The organism is Prosthecobacter sp. (assembly GCF_044222345.1).
In the GTDB taxonomy this organism is placed as follows: Bacteria; Verrucomicrobiota; Verrucomicrobiia; order Verrucomicrobiales; family Verrucomicrobiaceae; genus Prosthecobacter.
Window position 1 is genome coordinate 145,683 of sequence record NZ_JBGANL010000001.1, and the last position, 18,651, is coordinate 164,333.

The 18,651-nt window shown below is 59.4% G+C and carries 20 protein-coding genes; 9 read left to right on the forward strand and 11 right to left on the reverse strand.

What is annotated here, in order from left to right; translation table 11 throughout:
* A complete protein-coding gene (locus ACILSL_RS00550; protein WP_395730038.1) occupies window positions 1-1,083 on the forward strand; it encodes a lipocalin-like domain-containing protein in 1,083 nt (360 codons plus the stop codon).
* A gap of 41 nt (window positions 1,084-1,124) precedes the next feature.
* Here ACILSL_RS00550 and ACILSL_RS00555 read toward each other — a convergent pair whose 3' ends face one another.
* The 4 genes from ACILSL_RS00555 to ACILSL_RS00570 all read right to left on the reverse strand — a co-directional run bounded on the left by ACILSL_RS00555 (window position 1,125) and on the right by ACILSL_RS00570 (window position 3,843).
* Window positions 1,125-1,442 carry a Dabb family protein gene (locus tag ACILSL_RS00555; protein ID WP_395730039.1) on the reverse strand — a complete coding sequence of 106 codons (318 nt, stop codon included), beginning with the start codon at window positions 1,440-1,442 and terminating at the stop codon, window positions 1,125-1,127.
* 38 nt (window positions 1,443-1,480) lie between these two features.
* Window positions 1,481-1,861, reverse strand: a complete 381-nt coding sequence (locus ACILSL_RS00560) for an NADH-quinone oxidoreductase subunit A (protein ID WP_395730040.1) — start codon at window positions 1,859-1,861, stop codon at window positions 1,481-1,483.
* Window positions 1,862-1,969: 108 nt separating this feature from the next.
* Window positions 1,970-2,323: a hypothetical protein gene (locus tag ACILSL_RS00565; protein ID WP_395730041.1), complete on the reverse strand. Its 354-nt coding sequence runs from the start codon at window positions 2,321-2,323 to the stop codon at window positions 1,970-1,972.
* 206 nt (window positions 2,324-2,529) lie between these two features.
* Window positions 2,530-3,843: a PQQ-binding-like beta-propeller repeat protein gene (locus ACILSL_RS00570; protein WP_395730042.1), complete on the reverse strand. Its 1,314-nt coding sequence runs from the start codon at window positions 3,841-3,843 to the stop codon at window positions 2,530-2,532.
* Window positions 3,844-3,935: 92 nt separating this feature from the next.
* Here ACILSL_RS00570 and ACILSL_RS00575 point away from each other — a divergent pair, with 92 nt between their 5' ends.
* From ACILSL_RS00575 to ACILSL_RS00590, 4 genes are all read left to right on the forward strand, one after another.
* The gene (locus tag ACILSL_RS00575) at window positions 3,936-4,394 is read left to right on the forward strand and encodes a hypothetical protein (protein WP_395730043.1); all 459 of its coding nucleotides are present in this window, start codon (window positions 3,936-3,938) and stop codon (window positions 4,392-4,394) included.
* An 89-nt stretch (window positions 4,395-4,483) separates the two neighbouring features.
* Window positions 4,484-5,389, forward strand: coding sequence for a universal stress protein (locus ACILSL_RS00580; protein ID WP_395730044.1), 906 nt, complete (start codon window positions 4,484-4,486; stop codon window positions 5,387-5,389).
* 14 nt (window positions 5,390-5,403) lie between these two features.
* On the forward strand, window positions 5,404-6,471 hold the full coding sequence (locus ACILSL_RS00585; RefSeq protein WP_395730045.1) for a PAS domain S-box protein: 1,068 nt from the start codon (window positions 5,404-5,406) through the stop codon (window positions 6,469-6,471).
* Window positions 6,438-7,115: a response regulator gene (locus tag ACILSL_RS00590; protein WP_395730046.1), complete on the forward strand. Its 678-nt coding sequence runs from the start codon at window positions 6,438-6,440 to the stop codon at window positions 7,113-7,115. Before ACILSL_RS00585 ends, ACILSL_RS00590 begins: the two co-directional genes overlap by 34 nt.
* Window positions 7,116-7,308: 193 nt before the next feature.
* Here ACILSL_RS00590 and ACILSL_RS00595 read toward each other — a convergent pair whose 3' ends face one another.
* Entirely contained in the window at window positions 7,309-7,551 is a 243-nt protein-coding gene (locus tag ACILSL_RS00595) for a hypothetical protein (protein ID WP_395730047.1), read from the reverse strand.
* Here ACILSL_RS00595 and ACILSL_RS00600 point away from each other — a divergent pair.
* Window positions 7,550-7,783 carry an SWIB/MDM2 domain-containing protein gene (locus tag ACILSL_RS00600; RefSeq protein ID WP_395730048.1) on the forward strand — a complete coding sequence of 78 codons (234 nt, stop codon included), beginning with the start codon at window positions 7,550-7,552 and terminating at the stop codon, window positions 7,781-7,783. The two genes, ACILSL_RS00595 and ACILSL_RS00600, sit on opposite strands and share 2 nt — an antisense overlap.
* Before the next feature lie 186 nt (window positions 7,784-7,969).
* Here ACILSL_RS00600 and ACILSL_RS00605 read toward each other — a convergent pair whose 3' ends face one another.
* Window positions 7,970-8,266 carry a Dabb family protein gene (locus tag ACILSL_RS00605; RefSeq protein ID WP_395730049.1) on the reverse strand — a complete coding sequence of 99 codons (297 nt, stop codon included), beginning with the start codon at window positions 8,264-8,266 and terminating at the stop codon, window positions 7,970-7,972.
* A 19-nt stretch (window positions 8,267-8,285) separates the two neighbouring features.
* Window positions 8,286-10,211, reverse strand: a complete 1,926-nt coding sequence (locus tag ACILSL_RS00610; protein WP_395730050.1) for a sulfatase — start codon at window positions 10,209-10,211, stop codon at window positions 8,286-8,288.
* Between the two features lie 111 nt (window positions 10,212-10,322).
* On the opposite strand from ACILSL_RS00610, the gene ACILSL_RS00615 reads away from it, so the two are divergent.
* Window positions 10,323-11,693, forward strand: a complete 1,371-nt coding sequence (locus ACILSL_RS00615) for an NCS2 family permease (protein WP_395730051.1) — start codon at window positions 10,323-10,325, stop codon at window positions 11,691-11,693.
* On the opposite strand, the gene ACILSL_RS00620 is transcribed toward ACILSL_RS00615, so the two are convergent.
* Window positions 11,694-13,505, reverse strand: coding sequence for an ATP-binding cassette domain-containing protein (locus tag ACILSL_RS00620; protein ID WP_395730052.1), 1,812 nt, complete (start codon window positions 13,503-13,505; stop codon window positions 11,694-11,696). It lies immediately after the preceding gene.
* 75 nt (window positions 13,506-13,580) lie between these two features.
* On the opposite strand from ACILSL_RS00620, the gene ACILSL_RS00625 reads away from it, so the two are divergent.
* Together ACILSL_RS00625 and hisI are read left to right on the forward strand one after the other, a co-directional pair.
* Window positions 13,581-15,107 (forward strand): hypothetical protein, encoded by a 1,527-nt coding sequence (locus tag ACILSL_RS00625; protein WP_395730053.1) that lies wholly within the window; start codon window positions 13,581-13,583, stop codon window positions 15,105-15,107.
* A 286-nt stretch (window positions 15,108-15,393) separates the two neighbouring features.
* The gene (gene hisI / locus ACILSL_RS00630; RefSeq protein WP_395730054.1) at window positions 15,394-15,810 is read left to right on the forward strand and encodes a phosphoribosyl-AMP cyclohydrolase; all 417 of its coding nucleotides are present in this window, start codon (window positions 15,394-15,396) and stop codon (window positions 15,808-15,810) included.
* A 577-nt stretch (window positions 15,811-16,387) separates the two neighbouring features.
* Here hisI and ACILSL_RS00635 read toward each other — a convergent pair.
* From ACILSL_RS00635 to ACILSL_RS00645, 3 genes are read right to left on the reverse strand one after another with little or no spacing between them, the layout of a single operon-like run.
* Window positions 16,388-16,585, reverse strand: coding sequence for a hypothetical protein (locus ACILSL_RS00635; RefSeq protein WP_395730055.1), 198 nt, complete (start codon window positions 16,583-16,585; stop codon window positions 16,388-16,390).
* 26 nt (window positions 16,586-16,611) lie between these two features.
* Complete coding sequence (locus ACILSL_RS00640; protein WP_395730056.1) at window positions 16,612-17,412, reverse strand: hypothetical protein; 801 nt, start codon at window positions 17,410-17,412, stop codon at window positions 16,612-16,614.
* A 48-nt stretch (window positions 17,413-17,460) separates the two neighbouring features.
* Complete coding sequence (locus ACILSL_RS00645; RefSeq protein ID WP_395730057.1) at window positions 17,461-18,438, reverse strand: hypothetical protein; 978 nt, start codon at window positions 18,436-18,438, stop codon at window positions 17,461-17,463.
* Window positions 18,439-18,651 lie beyond the last annotated feature (213 nt).

The following is an 18,651-nucleotide window of genomic DNA, read 5'->3' on the forward strand; positions in this document are numbered from 1 at the left end:
ATGAAGCAGACAATCTTTTTCTTCCTCCTGCTCACGACATGGCTGCATGCGCAGACCACAGCAGACGGCTTCGCACTCCCCCAGCCAGGCAAAGTCTTCGTCTTCCCACGCGATCACGGCAGCCATCCTGAATTCCGCACCGAGTGGTGGTACGTCACCGGCCATCTCGACTCCAAAGACGGTCATCGCTTCGGCTTTCAGGTCACCTTCTTCCGCCAGGCCCGGCGCGAAGACAGCAAGACTCTTCACCTGCATCTCGCCCACACGGCTTTGCTGGATGCCCGCACAGGCCGCTTTCTGCATCAGGAACGTCTCAACCGCGCAGGCTGGGATGCCGCCTCCTCCGAGACAACCCTCGCCGTGCGCAACGGCAACTGGTCTCTCAGACTCGATGAATCAACTCAGCACCTCCACATCGCCGCGACAGTGAATGGTGAGGCCCTGCTCCAGCTCGAACTCGAAGCCGTCAAACCCCTGGCCATCTTCGGCAAAGACGGCGTCTCCCGCAAAGGCGCTTCCGCAACAGCCGCCAGCCACTACCTCACATGGCCACGCCTGAAGACCACCGGCACCGTCAAACTGGGGGCCGTGGAGCATGCCGTGAGCGGCGAGGCATGGATGGACCACGAGTTCAGCAGCAGCCAGTTGGAGCCAGGGCAGGTGGGTTGGGACTGGGCCTCCCTTCAGCTCAAGGACGGCCGTGAAATCATGGTCTATCGCATGCGCCGGAAAGACGGCTCTTCAGACCCGGCCTCGACGCTCGCTGTGATCGAGCGCGACGGAAAACTCCGCCATCTCGCCAGCGCTGCTTTCACCTGGGAAGTCCTCGGCACTTGGAAAAGCCCGCGCAATGGCGCTGAGTATCCCACTCAGATCCGCCTCCGCTTTGAGGGCGAATCATTTGAACTCAAGCCCCTCGCCCCAGATCAGGAGCAGGACGGTGGCATCACCCGGCTGCCCTACTGGGAGGGTGCCTGCGATGTGCTCGACTCAAAAGGGCAGGCCGCAGGCCGCGCTTTCTTGGAGCTGGCCGGTTATGCCGGCGATCTCACGCACCATCTGGCGCCGCAAGCAGGGAAGTGATGCAGGCACTCCTGCCTGCAAATCGAACGTTCCAGAGCACACTACGAGTACTTCACATCCTTGCGCGGCTCCATCTCAAACGCCGTGCTCTCCTGTTCGGAGATGTTCGGCTTCAGCACTTCCTCGCGAAACTTGAAGTAATGCGGGTCATCCTGGCAGATCGCCAGTTTGTCCATCGTCTCAACCTCCAGATACACAAACCACGGGTAGGGGTCAGATGGGTTGACACGCTTGCCCGTTTTGACCGTCAGTACCTCGGGTATGCGCAGCAGTGTCACCCGCGTCTGGGACATCATCTGCTCCAGCTTTTCCTCTGTCACCTCGTGCTTGAGCTGAAACAGACTGAGGTAGGCGATCATGAAGGCAGAAAAAAAGTCCCGTGGCGCTTGCGGAAAGTCTAGGACTTCCAGTCCAGCACGCCCTTCTTCCAGGCATAACCAAACGCAACCAGCAGGATGGACGCAAAGCCGGCGGCGACAGCGAGGATCGAGCCACCTCCGCCAGCAGCGGCGAGGTAGTCCTTGTAAACAATCGCCCACGGATAGAGAAACACGACCTCGATGTCAAAGAGCACAAAGAGCATCGCCACGATGTAAAACTTCACACTGAAACGCGGCTGGCTGTCGCCCACCGGAAGCATGCCGCACTCGTAGGCGGAATCTTTGATCGCGTTGCGCTTGGCGGATTTGCCGAGCAGCGCAGACGCGATGAGGGTCACCACGGCGAAACCACCGGCGATGACAATCTGGAGCAGGACTGGGATGTAATTCTCAAACATGGGGGCGAATGATGCCGAATGGTTAGCGAGAGGCGGCGCAGCGTCAAACCCGGAAACAAAAAGGGCCGCCCTGCACGGAGGCAGAGCGGCCCAAAATCGACGGAAGCATCAGCCCCGGGCGGCTGCGGCAGCCGTGGTGCGGGCCACGACGGCGGCGCTGCGCGCTGCGATCGCCGCATTGTGGGCGGCACGAAGGCCATCAAGGCCACGGTAAGTCTTGCCCACCTTGGCGCAGAGGCCGCGGCTCACGAGATTCTGCAGCTTCTCATAGGAGCGCAGACGCAGCATTTCTTCACCACCGCTCACAGCATTTTTCAGCTTGAGATTGTCGTACACCAGCCCAAACAGTGTGTTGAACTCATAAGTCTCCGGTTTGGAAAGGACATTGACTAGCTCGTCAGTGACATGATCAGGGACTCGGCGGGAGAAGCGTGTCTTACGTGTCGGTGTGGTGGTAGGCATATGGACTTCTACCCTAGCACATCTTTGGTCTCTTTGCGACGGTTTTGTGATTGCAGGCAGATTTTTCCCCTACGCCACATGCGCAGTGAAAGAAGGTCCCTATACCTCACGTTTTATCAGGCTAGGGTTCCGTTTTTGTATTTACTTTGAATGGTCAAATTTCAGTGGCTTAAGCTGCCTTGACATGGGAATCTGGCCCTCTCCGACTACTTGGTCGCAATCTTGTAAAGCGCTCCGCTGCTGCGAATAAACAGCGCCCCGTCTGCCACCGCAGGAGATGCCGTGATCTGCTCGCCCAGTTGATTTTGACCCACGATCTCAAATTTTTCCGGCGAGGCACGCACCAGAAAGCATTCCCCACGGTCATTGGCAAACAGCAGCTTGTCCCCCAGCACCAGCGGGGCAGGGACGTGCTTGCCCGCCAGCCGGTCATCCCACAGGTCCTTGCCCGATTTGACATCCACCGCACTGACGATGCCCCCACGGGTGGTCTGATACAGAGTGCCATTCACCAGCACCGCAGCAGCCTCGCTCGCATTCCGCTTCTCCCGGTCCCACAGCACATGGCTGTCGGTGATGTCCCCGCTCATCTTGTCATCAATGCGTACGCAAAGCGTGTGCGCTCTTTCAGCACCAGTGTTCAGGATCAGCATGTCCTCGTAACGCAGCGGCGGAATCGCGGCATTGAATCCACCGTGGCGGATGGTCCAGAGTTCCTTGCCCGTGGAAACTTCGTAGCCAAAGGCGGCTCGGGATCCAATGGACACCAGCACCTCCTTGCCGCCCATTTTAAACACGGCTGGCGTATGAAAGGCTTTGCGCATATCGCCATCCCGGGTCGGCTTGCCTTCTTTGTCCAGGTCGCCGTAGTCCGTCGTCCGGGCGGTTTTCCACACGCTCTTGCCCGTCTTCTTGTCCAGCGCTGTGACGAACTGCTGGTCGATGCCGTCAAACGTCAGGATGATCAGATTTCCGTAAATGATTGGCGATGAGCCCGGCCCACGAAAATGGCGGACATTGATGTCGCGGCGCTCCCACACTTTCTTGCCCGTCGCAGGATCAAGGCGCGCTGTGCCATAGGTGCCGAAGTGAACATACAGCGCATCCTCTTCCAGCACCGGTGACGGGGCTGCGTAATTGTTGACGGGATTGCCAAGATCTTCCGGAGCCGCGTTTTCAAACACCACCTCATGATGCACGATCTTCCCGCTGTGACGGTCGATGCCATAGATGAACTGCTTGGTGCCGTCCGCCGTGGCGGAGGTGAACCAGATCATGTCACCGCCGATCACCGGCGAGGAATGTCCCATGCCTTCCAGCGGCGTGCGCCACGCAATGTTTTTTCCCGAGGCGCTGTCCCACTCCAGGGGAATGCGCGCCACATCGGCCGCCGGGACGATGCTGTCTTGCGTCGGGCCTCCCTTCTCAGGCCAGAAGACAGGCTTCGTGGCTGGCTCGGCTCTCGAAAGAACAGTCAGCAGGGAAATGGACAGGGCGGTGAGGGCGGTCGTGCGGATCATGGGCGTGAAGTTGACGGAGCTGGTTGGAAATTCTTTCGCCAAGGAAAAGAGCATGCATGGTTGGCGGCATCCACCCGTATCCCTCGACGATCATGAAAAATGCCATTCTCACCTGCCTCGCCCTCAGCCTTTGCTTTCACTCGCTCCATGCCGAGGACAGCCTCAATGACCAGCTCCGCCGCGCTGCGGAAAAACTGAAAAACGAATTCTCCAAAGTGAAGGAGCAGGGCGAAATCAAAGGCCGTGAATGGTTCAAAAAAGCCAGGGAACATGTGACCACCAGCCGCATGGAGTACCTCCAGCAGGCCGGCGCTGCGCTCACCGGCTGGAAGGCGGACATCGACGTGCTCAAGGATCAGGGCGGCCGCGATTATTTCAAAACCCGCATCTCCGCTCTGGAGCAGCATCACGCCTTTGCACTCAAGGAGCTGGAAACACTCGCCGCCATCACCGACGAAGCCCAGTTTCGTGCACGTCAGAAGAGCTTTGATCGCACCCTCTGGACTCTTGAGGCCGCAGTCGAGCAGGCGCAGGAAGAGGCCGGGCTTTGAGCGCAAGCTCTGCCCACTACGCCGCAACCCCGGCGCGGCATTGCCTTTTTCCCACCACTATGATGAAATAAGTTTAATCCAAACACACCATGAAAAAGCTCCACCACGTCATCGCTGCCATCGACTTCACCTCGTCCTGTCGCATCGCCCTGCGGGAAGCAGTGCGCCGCGCCTCACTTGACGGCGCGACCATCACCGCTGTGCATGTCATGGATGAATTCCTGGTGCATGAGCTCAAAAACGCTCTTTCCGCCGATCAGGCCACCATTCGCGCTGAATGGGTCCAGCGGCTCCAGAAGTTTGTGGACGACGCTGAAGTGGGTGCAGGCGTGAATGCCGAAGTGCGCATCGGCAATCCCTTTGCCGAACTTGTCGAAGCCTGCCGCGCCCACAGCGCCGACCTCCTCGTCATGGGGGCCAAGGGGTCGCGCAATGAACCGCATCGCATCGGCGTCATCACCGCCAAGTGCGTGCGCAAAGCCCCCGTCGATGTCCTCGTCGTCCGCGAAGATGCCCAGGGGCCCTTCAAGCAGATCGTCGCCTGCGTCGATTTTTCCGAAAACTCCGCCAAGGCCGTGCAATGCGCTCTCCATGTCGCGCAGCAGGACGGCGGCTCTCTCGACTGCCTGCATGTGTTCCAAAGCGCCCTCGCCATGTCGCTCGATTACGGTGGCTTTGCTCCATCGCTCCCTGCCACCTACGATCCTGAAGCTGTGGCGACCTGGCGCAAAGATCTGGCCGCCTTCCTTGAACCGCTGACACGTGATGCAGAAAATGTCACAGTCGCTCAGCACGTCACGGAGCGCGTGAACATCCGTGAGGCCATTCTGGATCACGTCAATGCAGTGCACGCCACCCTCGTGGTGCTCGGCACCAATGGCAAAACGGGCCTCCGCGAGATGCTCATCGGCACCACGGCGGAAAAAATCGTGCAGCATGCTCCCTGCTCGATCCTTGCCGTGAAGCCGGATGGCTTTGTCATCGCTCCAGATTGAAATCCTGTATGCCGATGCAGAGACCAGCGCCTGATGACCCCAGCATTGCCCAGTTGCAGGCGGCTCTTCAGGCCAGTGAGCAAATCTCCAGCGCCATCGTCGAAACAGCGGTCAATGCCATCATCACGATCGATGCCAGTGGCATCATCGAAACCGCCAACACCGCCACGGTTCGTCTCTTTGGCTACCAGCGCGCGGAGATCATTGGCCAAAACATCAGCCTGCTCATGCCGCAGCCTTATCGCGACCGGCACGACGGCTACATTCGGAACTACCTGAGCTCCGGCGTGAAGCGTGTCATCGGCATCGGGCGTGAGGTCGTGGGCCAGCGCAAAGACGGCACCGTCTTCCCCATCGACCTCTCCGTCGGCGAAGCCGTGCTGCCCAGCGGGCGTCGCATTTTCACCGGCATCATCCGTGACATCACCGATCGCAAGGCTCTGGAGGACAAGATCCTCCACATCAGCGAGGAGGAGCAGGCGCGCATCGGCCAGGACATTCATGATGATCTCTGCCAGCAGCTCGCCGCCATCGGCTGCCTCGCGAAGGTGGCGCAAAAAAAACTCACCAGGGCCGGCAGCGCAGAGGCTCAAAATCTGGCGGAAATCGTCGATCTCATCAGCAAGGCCAACACACGTGCACGTGAAACGTCTCGCGGCCTCATGCCTGTGGTGATCGACTCCGGCGGCCTCATGAAAGCGCTTGAGGAGCTCGCTCAGAGCACCGCCCGGGCCTTTGAGATCGTTTGTGATTTTCGTTACGACAATCCGGTGCATGTCGCGGACAACAAGCTCTCCGTGCAGCTCTTTCGCATTGCCCAGGAGGCTGTTTCCAATGCGGTCAAGCACAGCCAGGCCGGACGGGTGGACATTCATCTCGCCCGTCAGAGTGGCAATATCGTCCTCACTATTCGTGACAATGGCGTTGGCATTCCTGATTCACCGGCCAAAGGAACTGGCATGGGCCTCTTGACCATGAGCCATCGCGCTCAAATGTTGGGGGGCACACTTAAAATAGAGCCGCGCACCGGCGGCGGCACCCAGGTCATATGCAGCGTTCCCGCACCAGCGAAAAATCTGTGAAGCGCCTCGTCCTCATCGACGATCACCCCATCATGCGCCATGGCCTCGCGCAGTTGATCCGTGCCGAGGAGGGGCTTGACGTCATCGGTGAGGCCGGCAGCGCTCGTGATGGGCTCGAAGTCGTTGGCAAGCTCAAGCCCGATCTCGCTGTCATTGATCTCACCCTGCCGGACAAGAACGGCCTCGAACTCGTCAAAGACATCCGTGCCCTGCATCCTTCCACCCAGTGCATCGTTCTCTCCATGCACGATGAGACACTCTATGGCGAGCGCTCGCTCCGTGCCGGTGCCCGTGGCTACGTGATGAAGGAGGAGGCCGCTGATCACCTCGTCACCGCCATTCATAAAGTCATCAGCGGCGGTCTCTACGTCAGTGAATCTCTCAACGCACGCATGCTTGAGCAGGTCACCGGCGCTGCACGCAGCAAAGCCACGGGCATGGATGCCCTCACAGATCGTGAACTCGAAATCCTTGCGCTCATTGGCAGTGGCGTCCCCACCAAAAACATCGCAGCACAGCTCAGCATCAGCGCCAGAACCGTCGAAGCTCATCGGGCTCACATCAAAGAAAAACTCGGCATGACCGATGGCGCCTCTCTGGTGCGCTACGCAGTGCAATGGGTTGAAAGTCGCGCGAAGGTGTAGCCTCGTTGCCGGTGTGAAATCATCCTCGTGGGCATCGGGGGCCTCTCAGGTTTGACTCTGCTGCGCAGATTGATGAATGCCGGTTTTCAGTCGCGATGATGCTCAAATGCAGTGGCGGAAATGCCGCTGATGTCGGCTTCCGCGGAAGTGCATTTGCGCAGGGGGCGGGGTGTCTGTACGCAGGGAAACAACCTCAAATATTGATGAAATTTGCGTTGACGCTCCGCAGGGCGCTCTCATAACCTGCTCTTACGGCAACAGCCGCCAACAACACTATGGCCAAGAAAGCAACCAAAGCAAAACCAGCAGCCAAGAAGGCTGCCAAAGCACCGGCAGCCAAGAAAGCTGTCAAAGCACCGGCAGCCAAGAAAGCTGCTAAAGCACCGGCAGCCAAGAAGGCTGCCAAGGCAAAGCGGAAACCCAATCCTGCGCTCATGAAGCCAGTGCAGCCTGACGCGATCCTCGGAGCCGTCGTCGGCAGCAAGCCTGCTCCTCGTGGCCAGATCACGAAGAAGCTGTGGGACTACATCAAAAAGAATGGTCTCCAGGACGCAAAGAACAAGCGCAACATCAATGCCGATGACGCATTGAAGGCGGTGTTCGGCGGCAAGAAGACAGTGACGATGTTTGAGATGACCAAGCTGGTCTCCAATCACATCAGCGCTTAATTCAATCCTGAATTCCTCACGCCGCGTCCGGTTCACACCTGGCGCGGCGCTTTTTTTGAGGCGCTTCTGTTTATGAAGCGCGTAGAGCTGGCACAAAAGCGTGGCTTGTCTTCACGCATCATTCTGCAAGGCAGCGCCTCTCCGTCACCTCAAGAACCCTGTCTGGATTTCTCACAGGCACGCTCCTCACGGCGCATGCACCACGTAGTCCAGCTCCATGAATTCCGCCACCTCAGGTATCCACCGTTGCTGCACGAAGGCCGTATGTTCCGGATGCTCGCTGTAAAACGCATACGCGGCTGCATCCGCAAACTCCATCGAAAGACCAAAGGTGAAGCTGTTCTTCACACTGGTCTGCCGCAGACACTCAAACTTCTGCACGCCCTCGATCTTCGCGAGCTCGCAGGCGGCCAGTAAAAAATCCCGCTCGGCGGCTGAGCCGGAAGCGTGCTTGAGACGGAAGGCGACAGTATGGCGGATCATGAGGGAAGGGGGGCTGAATTCAAAAATCCCACCGCTGCACTTTCCCGTTGGCCGGCGCAACTTCAATGAAATCAATCTCACCATCGGGCAGATAAACACGCAGCGTGCCCAGCGGTCCTTTGTCTCCCAGCTCGATCTTTAGCTCCTGCCACTCACCCGCTTTCACCTCAAGCGCAGTGGAATGCACCACGCTGGGATCTGCCGCACCCTGTGGCAGCGAGTCAATCTTTCCTGCCCCGCCAGCCTCACTGCGCACGCGCAGTTTCACCGTGGCAGGTCCGTTCATCTTGGCCATCCCATGGCCAAGAAATCCCGCACCCGCTTTTCCCGTGCTCTTCATCGTCAGAATGCCCGCGCTCACCGTGGCCTTGCACTGGCGCTCCTTCCACGCATCCAGCGGATCAGCCTTGGCCGCAGGCGACTTCGCCGCGACAGGTTTGTACGCGGGATTGGGCCGTGGATAAGTCGCACCGGTGTCCTTGAGAAAGCCGTCAATCAGCGCATCGAGTTCCTTCACCTTGTCAGGCATTGTCGCGGCAAGATCATGCGCCTCGCTGAGGTCTTCGCGCAGGTTGTAAAGCTCGTGCGTGTTGGGGTTGCCAAACCAGCGCAGCAGTTTGAAATCGCCGCGGCGTACCCACACACCACCGGCACGGTTCGTGCCCCCGTGCGGATGGTAGTTGAAATAAGCCTCGCGCTTCAGCTCACCTTCACCCTTCAAGACCTTCGCATAACTCACGCCATCAAATGTCTGCCGCTCCGGTTTCGCGATGCCAAGGAGATCGATCACCGTCGGGTAAATATCGATTGGCCCTACGACGGCCTCGCTCAGGCTCGCAGGCTTGATCTTGCCCGCCCAGGCCCACATCATCGGCACACGCGTGCCGCCCTCATACAGCGTGCCTTTCCCATCGCGCAGCGGCGTGTTCATCGTCGGCGGTTGATCCCCCGCCCACTTGCGCCAGTCAGCCAGAAACGCACTCTTGTTCTTTTCCGCCGCCTCCGTTTTGCCTGTGCCGGGCACATTGCTGTGCGCATTGCCACCGTTGTCGGAAGTGAAAATGATGATCGTGTTGTCAGCAATGCCCTGCTGCTCCAGTTCCGCCAGGATGCGCCCAAAGCACTCGTCCACGCTCTTCAACATCGACGCCATGATCGGATTCCCCTGTCGTCCGCTCGGGTCTTTCTTCGCTGCAAAGTACTTCGTGTATTCCACCTTGTGCCCCCACGGTCCATGCACGCCATAGCACCACAGGTTGAGAAAAAACGGCCCGCCCTTGCTCGCATCAATGAACTTCACCGCCTCCGCTGCCTGCCGGTCCACAATATACTCTCCCGGCGGCCCGTCCGTGATCGTTCCCACTTTCGTCTTGCCGCCGGGCTTGCCCTCAGGCAGCACCCCATAAGGCGAAAAATACTCTCCCGGCGGCCCGGGATCCGGGTGGCAGTGAAAAGCCACATCAAAGCCCTGCTGCTCCGGCCAGTAAGGTTGCGTAAGCCCGAGGTGCCATTTGCCGATGTGCGCCGTGCGATAGCCCGCCCCCTTCAAAGTCTCCGCCAGTGTGATCTGCGCAGGCTCCAGGTAGTTCTTGCTCTCCGGCATCAGCATCGGTGCATTCGCCGGACCGGTTTCCGCTAGAAACACATGCCCTGCTGGCTGCGGCGGCTGGTGCCCGCTCGCCGTCGTGATGCCATGCCGCGCCGTGTACTGCCCGCTCAGGATGCTGCCTCGCGTCGGAGAGCACAGCGGCTGCGCATACGCATTCGTAAACCGCATCGCCCGCGTCGCAAACTTGTCGATGTTCGGCGTCTCATAGTATTTCGAGCCATACACCCCGCAGTCCATCCAGCCCATGTCATCCACCAGAAAGAGCACCACATTCGGCTTGGCCCATAGAGATGAGTGGAGGAGCGTTAAAAATGAAAGCAGCAGCAGGAACTTCATGGCCCGCTGTGAACGACCGCCGCCAGCCTGGAATTGCGCATAAAATCACGCCGCAGGGGAACGCGGATTCAAATTGCAGCTCACCTCTTCCACGCTCCTCTCCACCGCAGCATGATTGCCTTTTTCAAGCTGCATCAGCATGGCTCGTCCGTTCGCGCCGAAATCATCGGCGGCCTGACCACCTTCATCACCATGGCCTACATCATGGTGGTGAATCCGGCCATCCTCTCCTTCGCCGGCATCCCCGTCGGCCCCAGCACCGTCGCCACCATTTTGACCTCTGCGTTCGGCTGCCTCCTCATGGGACTCATTGCCAACCGCCCCATCGCAGTCGCGCCCTACATGGGTGAAAATGCCTTCATCGCCTTCGGCCTCACCGCCCTCGGCATCGGCTGGGAGCAGCGCCTCGGTGCTGTGTTCGTCAGCGGCCTCGTCTTTCTCGTCATCACCCTCCTTGGCATTCGCGGCTGGCTCGCCAACTCCGTTCCCGTGAGCCTGAAGCACAGCTTCGCCGTCGGCATCGGCCTCTTCCTCGCCTTCATCGGGTTGTATGAAACCGGCATCGTCACCAGCTTCATCTCCGGCATGCCCGCCCAGGCCTTGCAAACCGATGCCCACGGTCTCTTCCTCTCTCCCGCCGTTCCCGTCAAAATCGGCAATCTGCACGATCCTCAGGTCCTGCTCGCCATCGGCGGCTTCCTTCTCATGACCATCCTCATGATCCGCAAAGTGCGCGGCGCACTCCTCATCGGCATCATTGCCACAGCATTGCTCGGCGGCGTGCTCGGCTTCGGCCACATGCCCAAGGCCGTCGCTGCGCTGCCCTTCACCGGCGAGTATGACCTGAGCCGCATCGCCTTCAAACTGGACATCACCAGCGTTCTCCAGCTCAGCTTCCTTCCAGTGCTGCTCACCCTCTTCCTGATGAGTTTTCTCGACACCCTCGGCACTCTCACCGGCCTCGGTGCCGCAGCGAATCTTCTGGATGAAAAAGGCAATTTCCCCGAGGTGCAAAAGCCCATGCTCGTCGATGCGCTCACCTGCATGTTCAGCGGTCTCGTCGGCACTTCCACCAGCGGCGCTTACATTGAATCCGCCACCGGCATCAGCGCAGGCGCACGCACCGGCCTCGCCTCATTGGTGACGGCGGCCTTGTTTGCCATCTCGCTCTTCTTCATCCCCCTGATCGAGCCACTCCAGCAGCTCCGCTTCGCCTACGGCCCGGCCTTGATCGCCGTGGGCGTTCTCATGACCGGCTCCGTGCGCGGCATAAACTTCGATGATCTCACTGAGTGGGTCCCCGCCTTCGTCACCATCGTGATGATGCTCTTCACCTACAACATCGCCAACGGTCTCACCGCCGGTCTGGTCGTCCATCCAGTCCTGAAACTCGCCTCAGGCCGCGCACGCGAACTCAACGCTGGCACCCTCGTGCTCGCCTTGCTCTGCGCCGCTTATTATCTCTTCGGCCTGCCTCATTGATCAAGAGTCCCACTGGCTCCGCTGCACACCGATGAACGTCATGCCCAGTCCCACCAGCACATGCACAAACAGCACGAATCCAGCGATGCCGGGCCCGATCAGATCCGTGGAGGTCACCTGCTTCACCGCGTCATAAAAGGCCGTGCTGCGCATGCTGCTCAGGCTGCCGCTCCAGCTCCAGAACGCCACCACCAGCGGCTGCACCCAGTTCTCCAGCCAGTTGGGCAGCGTGAGCACCGCACCCGAAAGCGGAAGCTGAAAGCCGACCAGATAGATGCACAGGATCGTGGCCTTCTCCGGCGTCTTGCTCATCGCTGAGATGCCCAGACACACGCTGGTCATCGCCGCCGAGGCCAGCACCAGCAGCACCAGCTTGGTCACCAGATCCCCAGGCAGCCCTCCGGTCACCATGTCCACAAAGAATCCCATCCATAAACTCTGCGCCAGCACGAACATGCCCAGGAAGATCACCTTGCTGCCGATGTACGCGAACGGATGCAATCCCCCAAGTTTCTCGCGCTCCAAAATCAGTCGTTCGGAGGCGATCTCGCGTGCGGCATTGTTGCTCGCCATCAGCGTCACCAGCACCACCTGCAGCATGATCAGGCCGGAAACCAGCCCGCCCGCCTTGAGCTGCTCCTCCTGGTGCTGCTTCATCTGCTGATACTCCTGCTGGATGTTGTCATCCTGATGGGCCGAAAGCGCGCGCAGCGGCTTGATGCCGTCCAGCGCGAAAATGACGACGAGCAGCGGAAAGCCCAGCAGCATGGCCAGGTGCAGCCACACCTGCGCTTTGTCACGGCGGAAAATCGTCCAGCGCCGGCGCAGCAGTTCAAACAACTGCGTCATCATGGACGGCGTTTCGACCGGCGGCAGATCATGGTGCTCATGAGTCTCCACAGCCTCGGGCTTTGCCACCGTCCGTGCTTCACGCACATAGGTCTTCGACGGCCCGCTGCTTTTTGCCGCCTCCTTTTCTGGCAGCGCCTGCTTCCCGTCAAAGCCATGTCGCTCGTAATAGGTGTCACGGTGCTTTTCCCACGACTCATGCCAGTCTCCAGCCTTGCGTTCCGTGAGCTTGAGATAGACCTCTTCGGGGTGCTCCGCCGCAAAGTAATGCATCATCGCCTTCGGCGGCCCATGATACGTCAGCACCCCCTGATACATCACCATCACGCTGTCATACGCGTCCAGACTCGCCAGACTGTGCGTGACATTGACCACCACGCGCTTCGGATGCCCGCGCGAAAGCACGCGCAGCAGATTGGTGATCTCGTTTTCGGATTTCGGGTCCAGTCCGCTCGTGACCTCGTCACACAGCAGCAGGCACGGATCGGTCACCAGTTCCAGCGCCAGACCCAGACGGCGCTTCTGCCCTCCAGAAAGCACCTTCACCTGCCGGTCGGAGAGATGCGTCAAACCCGTCACCTCCAGAATGTGATCCAGCGCCGGGATGAAATCTTCCGTCTGCGACAGCTGCGTCCTCAGCACCATCGCACTGGCGATGCTCTCCTCCACTGTCAGCAGATCATAGGCCACGCTGAACTGCGGCACGTAACCCAGATCTCCAGGATGCAGATCCTCCTCATCGCTCAAATTCCTGCCGTCCCACAGCAGTTCCCCGGACGTCTGCTGCTGAATGCCGGTGATCACTTTCAGCAAGGTCGTCTTGCCACAGCCAGACGGGCCCACGATCGCCACCAGATGCCCCGGCGGGACATTGAAGCTCACTTCTCGCAGCAGGTGCAGCGTGCTGTTCTCCGAGTCTTGCGGACCTTCGACTTCAAGACAAACGTTGAGCGCTTTGAGCATACAGGTTAAATAGGTTTCTGACACTAGGCCGGGGAGCACTGCTCTGGCGACGAAAAAATTCAATCCACCACCAAAATGCAACGCCGCAACAGACCGGGCCAGCGTCCCTCCTCCTCTTCTTTTGGCTGGCTGTGGTGGCTGGTGGGTTTGCTCCTCGTCAGCGGGGTGATCCTCGTGCTGCTGGCTCCCACCCTCGTCACCAGCTACATTCGCGCCTATGTGCAAAAGGATGATTTCCGCCAGAAGGCCGAGGATCTGATTGCCGCGCGCATGGACGGCAGCGCGCACATTGCCCCGATCACCTGGAACGACGACACCGCCAGCGCCACTGATTTCACATTTTCCAATGCGGGCTGGAGCGTCGAAGCGGGAGGCCTGCATGCCTCCCTCGATTTCGGTGCCATCCGGCAGGGAAAGTGGAGCATTCAGAACGCCGGAGCAGACGATCTCACGCTGCGCCACACCGCAGCTGCAAGCAGTCCGCGCGCTCCAAACGCCGCAAAATTCGACGCCAGCAACGACGGCATCCCCGCCTTTCTGCGCCGCTACATCCCCACCCAAACACGCATCAGCGGCTTCGAGGTTCATCGTTTCATCTTTGAACAGGCAGGATGGAAGATGGCAGACTCCCAGCTGCGCCTGGGCGACTGGAATACAGGCGAGGTGTCCGTATCCGCCAAATTGAACGGGGGTAAATTGCACACCCCCATCCTGGCTCCCCAACAAAAAGAGCCGCTCCAGTTTGACCTCACTCGGGCCACGCTGCGTGTCAGCGACAGCCAGTTCCAGGTCAGTGATGCCGCCTTGCGTTGGAAGCAGGCCTCTGAGGCCACCCTGCGGGGGGCCTTGAAGTATGAAACCGGTGCATGGCAGATCTTCACCCATGTCAAAGCCGTCCCCATGGATGAATTTCTCGATGCCTGGTGGAAACAGCGCCTCTCCGGCAGGATCGAAGGCGATCTCGAAATGGCCGGCACACGCAATGCCCCGCCAGCATGGAAGGCCGATCTCTCGCTCAAGGACGGCGCGCTCACCGGTCTGCCCATTCTCGACAAACTCGTGACCTACACAAACACCCACAGGTTCAAACGCCTCGTGCTCGACATCTGCAGCGCCTCCATCCGGCCCCAAGGCGACGCCCTGCGCATCGAAAAAATCATCGTGCAGTCCAACGGCCTCCTCCGCATCGAAGGTGCCTTGACCATTCGCGGCCGCGCTCTGGAAGGAGATTTCCTGCTCGGGGTCACTCCAGAAACCTTGAGCGGCATCCCCGGTGCCAACAACCGCGTCTTTGTGGAGAGCAATCCCGGCGCCCCTCCCGGCCTGCAATGGACACGCGTCCGCATCGTCGGCACATTGGATGCGCCGATGGAGGACCTCAGCAGCCGCCTCATCGGTGCTGCTGGCATGTCCCTGCTCCTTGATGCTCCCGGTGCCATCGTCGGTCAGGGGGCCGAAACCCTGCTAAAACCGGTGCTTGGTGAGGACGCCGCCAAGTTGCCCGGCAAAGTCATCAATGGGGCCAGCGGAGTCATCGAAAACGGCGTGAACGCCGGAACCGGCCTCCTCAAAAGTGTGCTCCCGATCTTTCCGGGAAAATAGTCTTGTTTGTGGGATGGGTGTGGCGACAGCCCGCCCGTCCCCGAGCGGGTGGCAAACACCCCCACCACACGAACACCCCGGAACGAAGGCTTTCCGCGGCGTTTTTTTCCGGCACAATGTCCGCCATCCCAGCGTGAAGTGGTTCCCATATTCCATGCGTGGCTCGGGGCTGGTGCCCGACTGTCCCCCCCAAGGCAAGTTCCCAAACGGCTTGCGCTGCCATCCAGGAACAAGGCGATTGACGTGGTTGCACGGCTGGGATGTGCCGCTAGCATAGGCCTTTCCCATGTCCGCCCCCCATCCCATTTCCTTCGCCGCCCGTGAGTCGAAGCATGCCATTGAAGAAGGCATGCTGTTTGCCCCGAAATTCGACGAGCACGGCCTCATGCCCGCCATGGCGGTCGATGCCGAGACAGGCGCGCCGCTCATGCTCGCCTACATGAACGAGCAGTCTCTCAAAATGACGCTGGAACTCGGCCAGGCCGTTTATTGGAGCCGCAGCCGCAATCAGCTCTGGCACAAAGGGGCCACCAGCGGCGAATTTCAGGAGATCATCGACATTCGCACCGACTGTGACCAGGATGCGCTGGTGCTGCGTGTCAAACAGCACGGCGGCGGCTGCTGCCATACCAAGCGTCCCACCTGCTTTTATCGCATCGTCAAAACAGCAGACGGCGAAGCACTTCTGGAAGCAGTGGAATAAGCGGTTCTCCCTCTCTACGCCCCTGACACACGGCGGCACCAAAGCCATCTCTTCAGGGGGAGGCTGGGGTGTGGCGGCTAGGCTTGCTGCTGCAGCCGTTTGATAGCGTTCTGCGAAACCGATTTCCTAAAGCCCCCTCCTTCCAGCCGCTGCTTCAGGACTGGTAGGGACGCGTTGCGCGCGCCCCTCTTTTTGGGTCTGTGGCACCCGCAGGCAATCCAAAAAGGTGCGCCGTCCTTGCAGCCTTCTGCCGCACGATGGCGGTGAGATGAAAAACGACGCTGCGGGAGGTGGAGCGCTGGGGGCAATGCAGAACGCAGGGACCATTCGGTGCGACATCGGACATTACGGACCAGCCCCAATGGAAATGAGTTTTGCGAAACCGCTATAGACCCCATCTGCAATCTTCGCGCGTCGATAATCGCAGGAGAAGGATCATCTTGATCCCTCTGAATTCCGCTTTGCCCATCGTTCCAAATAACAGTGGGCTGAGCCAAAATGATCCGCTCACCACGTGCCAGGCTCTCTCAAATCCTCACGGTGAAGGTTTTCACCAAGCCGTTGGCGCGTAATCAACTTAGCGGCTGCCAGGAACCATGCCGCCGTATCTGGCGTTGCCTTCCCAGGACCGCGGACGGTTCCATGGGAGGCTGCTGTACTGACTGCCATCCGGACCCACCACTTTCTTGCGCTTCGGTTCATCCGAGGCGCAGGAGGAAAGGGTGCATGCGGCAGTGATTGCCAGAAGCAGAAGGCTGACCAGTCGTGTCTTCATGTGATCCTACCTATGCACTCAACGAATCAGTTTTGCACCAAGTTTTCGAGGATCACCCGGTCTCCTGGCATGATCACCTGCCCGTTGTTCACCGCATCCGGCACGATGGCGGCCATGGAATTTTTGCCATCAACCGTCATGATGCTGATTTTGCCGACGGTCTGCGCGCCACGGGTGACAATCAATTTGGTCTGCTCGGTGAGACCCGTCATCTTGCCTGCGTCAATGATCACAAAGCCCCAGTCATAGTTAACTGCGATGACGCGGGAGCTCAGGCTGTTGCGCTCAAAGTTTTTGCGGCGGTCTTCGATTTTGTGCACCACTTCATCCAAACGCTTCTGGATGCCGGCCACCTTGTCTTCCTCTGCGGCCACCTCTTTCTTCTTGATTTCGGCCTGCGCTTCAAAGTCCAGCTTTTCCTTCTTCAGCTTTTGGATGCCTTCGACCATGGTCTCGGGTTTCATGCCCTGTGGGAGATCTTTGAGGAGGGCGTCCTGTTCCAGTTTCTTTTTCTCTTTCACCGCAAACTCTTCCTGGGTGCGCGTGATTTCTTCCTGGGTTTGGGCCAGCTTGTTCTTCTGCGCCTTCAGCTTCTCCGCCTCGACGTCCAGATCCCCCTGCACGCGGGCGATTTCGGCCACCAGCTTGGGCACTTCACCCGAGCCCGGGCGAAGCAGCTTTTCTTGGGCGCTCTTTTGGCTCGTAATATTGGCGTTAATCCCTGCAACCTTGTTGCGAACATCGGCAAACTCACGCCCGTTTTGGTAGGCGAAGAAGCTGGCTACGAGGATCACCACTGCGCTAAGGATGAAAAGAACTTTGGTCATGGGAAAGGGGGCTGGAAAAGGTATCAGGCGACGAACGGATGTTTGCGATCACTTGGCGGCCGGTGGTGCTGTACCAAAAGGGTCCGCTGTGCTTGGGGCTGGCGCGGCGCCTCCGGCTGGAGGTGTCGCAGGTGGGGTGCCAAATGGGTCAGCGCCCATGGCGGGAGCCGCAGGTGCTGCAGGAGCAGGGGCCGCAGGGGCACCAAAAGGATCACCTCCCATGGCGGGAGCCGCAGGAGCTGCGGCCGGTGCTGGCGCACCAAAAGGATCAGAACCCATCGCTGCACCGGCTGCAGGAGGAGTGGTGGCCGGGGCTGTCCCTGCGGCTCCAGTGGCTGGGGCGGCTGCTCCATCGGGCGCTTTAGCTGCGGTGGTCTTGGCGCTCTGTTCAGCGGCTGCAACCACAAGATCACCCGAGCGGATGTGTTCGCCTTCAGCAAGGCTGCCTTTGACCAGATCGGCCACGGAGGAATTTTGCTCCACATCACGGACCCTCAGCTTGGCGACCACATCCTTGCCGCGTTTCACTTCGAGATCTGCATTCGCAAAAACACCACCACCGTTGCCCTTGTTGAGCACCACAAAGCCCCAGTCGGTATAAGAATAGGCGACTTTGGCGGTGAAATCGTCGTCCACAATGCCACGACGGCCACGGGCTTCGCGTTCCTCAGCCTCTTTGGCCGCATTGGTCAGGCTGGTGATTCTTTCCTGGGCGGCAGCCAGATGCTGGGTCTGGTTCGCCAGTGCTGCCTCGGCTTCAGCGCGTTGTTTTTTGATGTCATCAATCTGGGCCAGCAGCCCCTTGATGTCGCCAGCTTCATCAATCAGCTTTTGGTTCTGAGCCACCACCTTGGCGGTCTGATCCAGATTGGTCTTCACTGCAGTCAGTTCTTGCTCCGCCGTCTGCACCTTGGCGGCAAAATCGGCCACGGAAGTTTTCGTGGTTTCCAGCTCCTTATTGGCCATGTCGCGCTGCGTCTCACGGCTCTTTTTCGCCTCTTCAGCTTTGGCGATGTGGGCCGTCATGGCTGCTAGGTTCTCATTGGCGAATCCCTCGCGTTTACGCTCCTCCACAAGCAGTTTTTGGTTTGTCCAAGCAAAATAGCAGGCGGTGCCCAGACAGACGGCAGAGAGAGCGGATAGAATTTTCCAGACCATACGAAAGCGTAATTTGAGAATTTAAAGACTAATTTTTACCGGAACCACCGGGTTTCGACAACACCAATTTTCACGCATTTT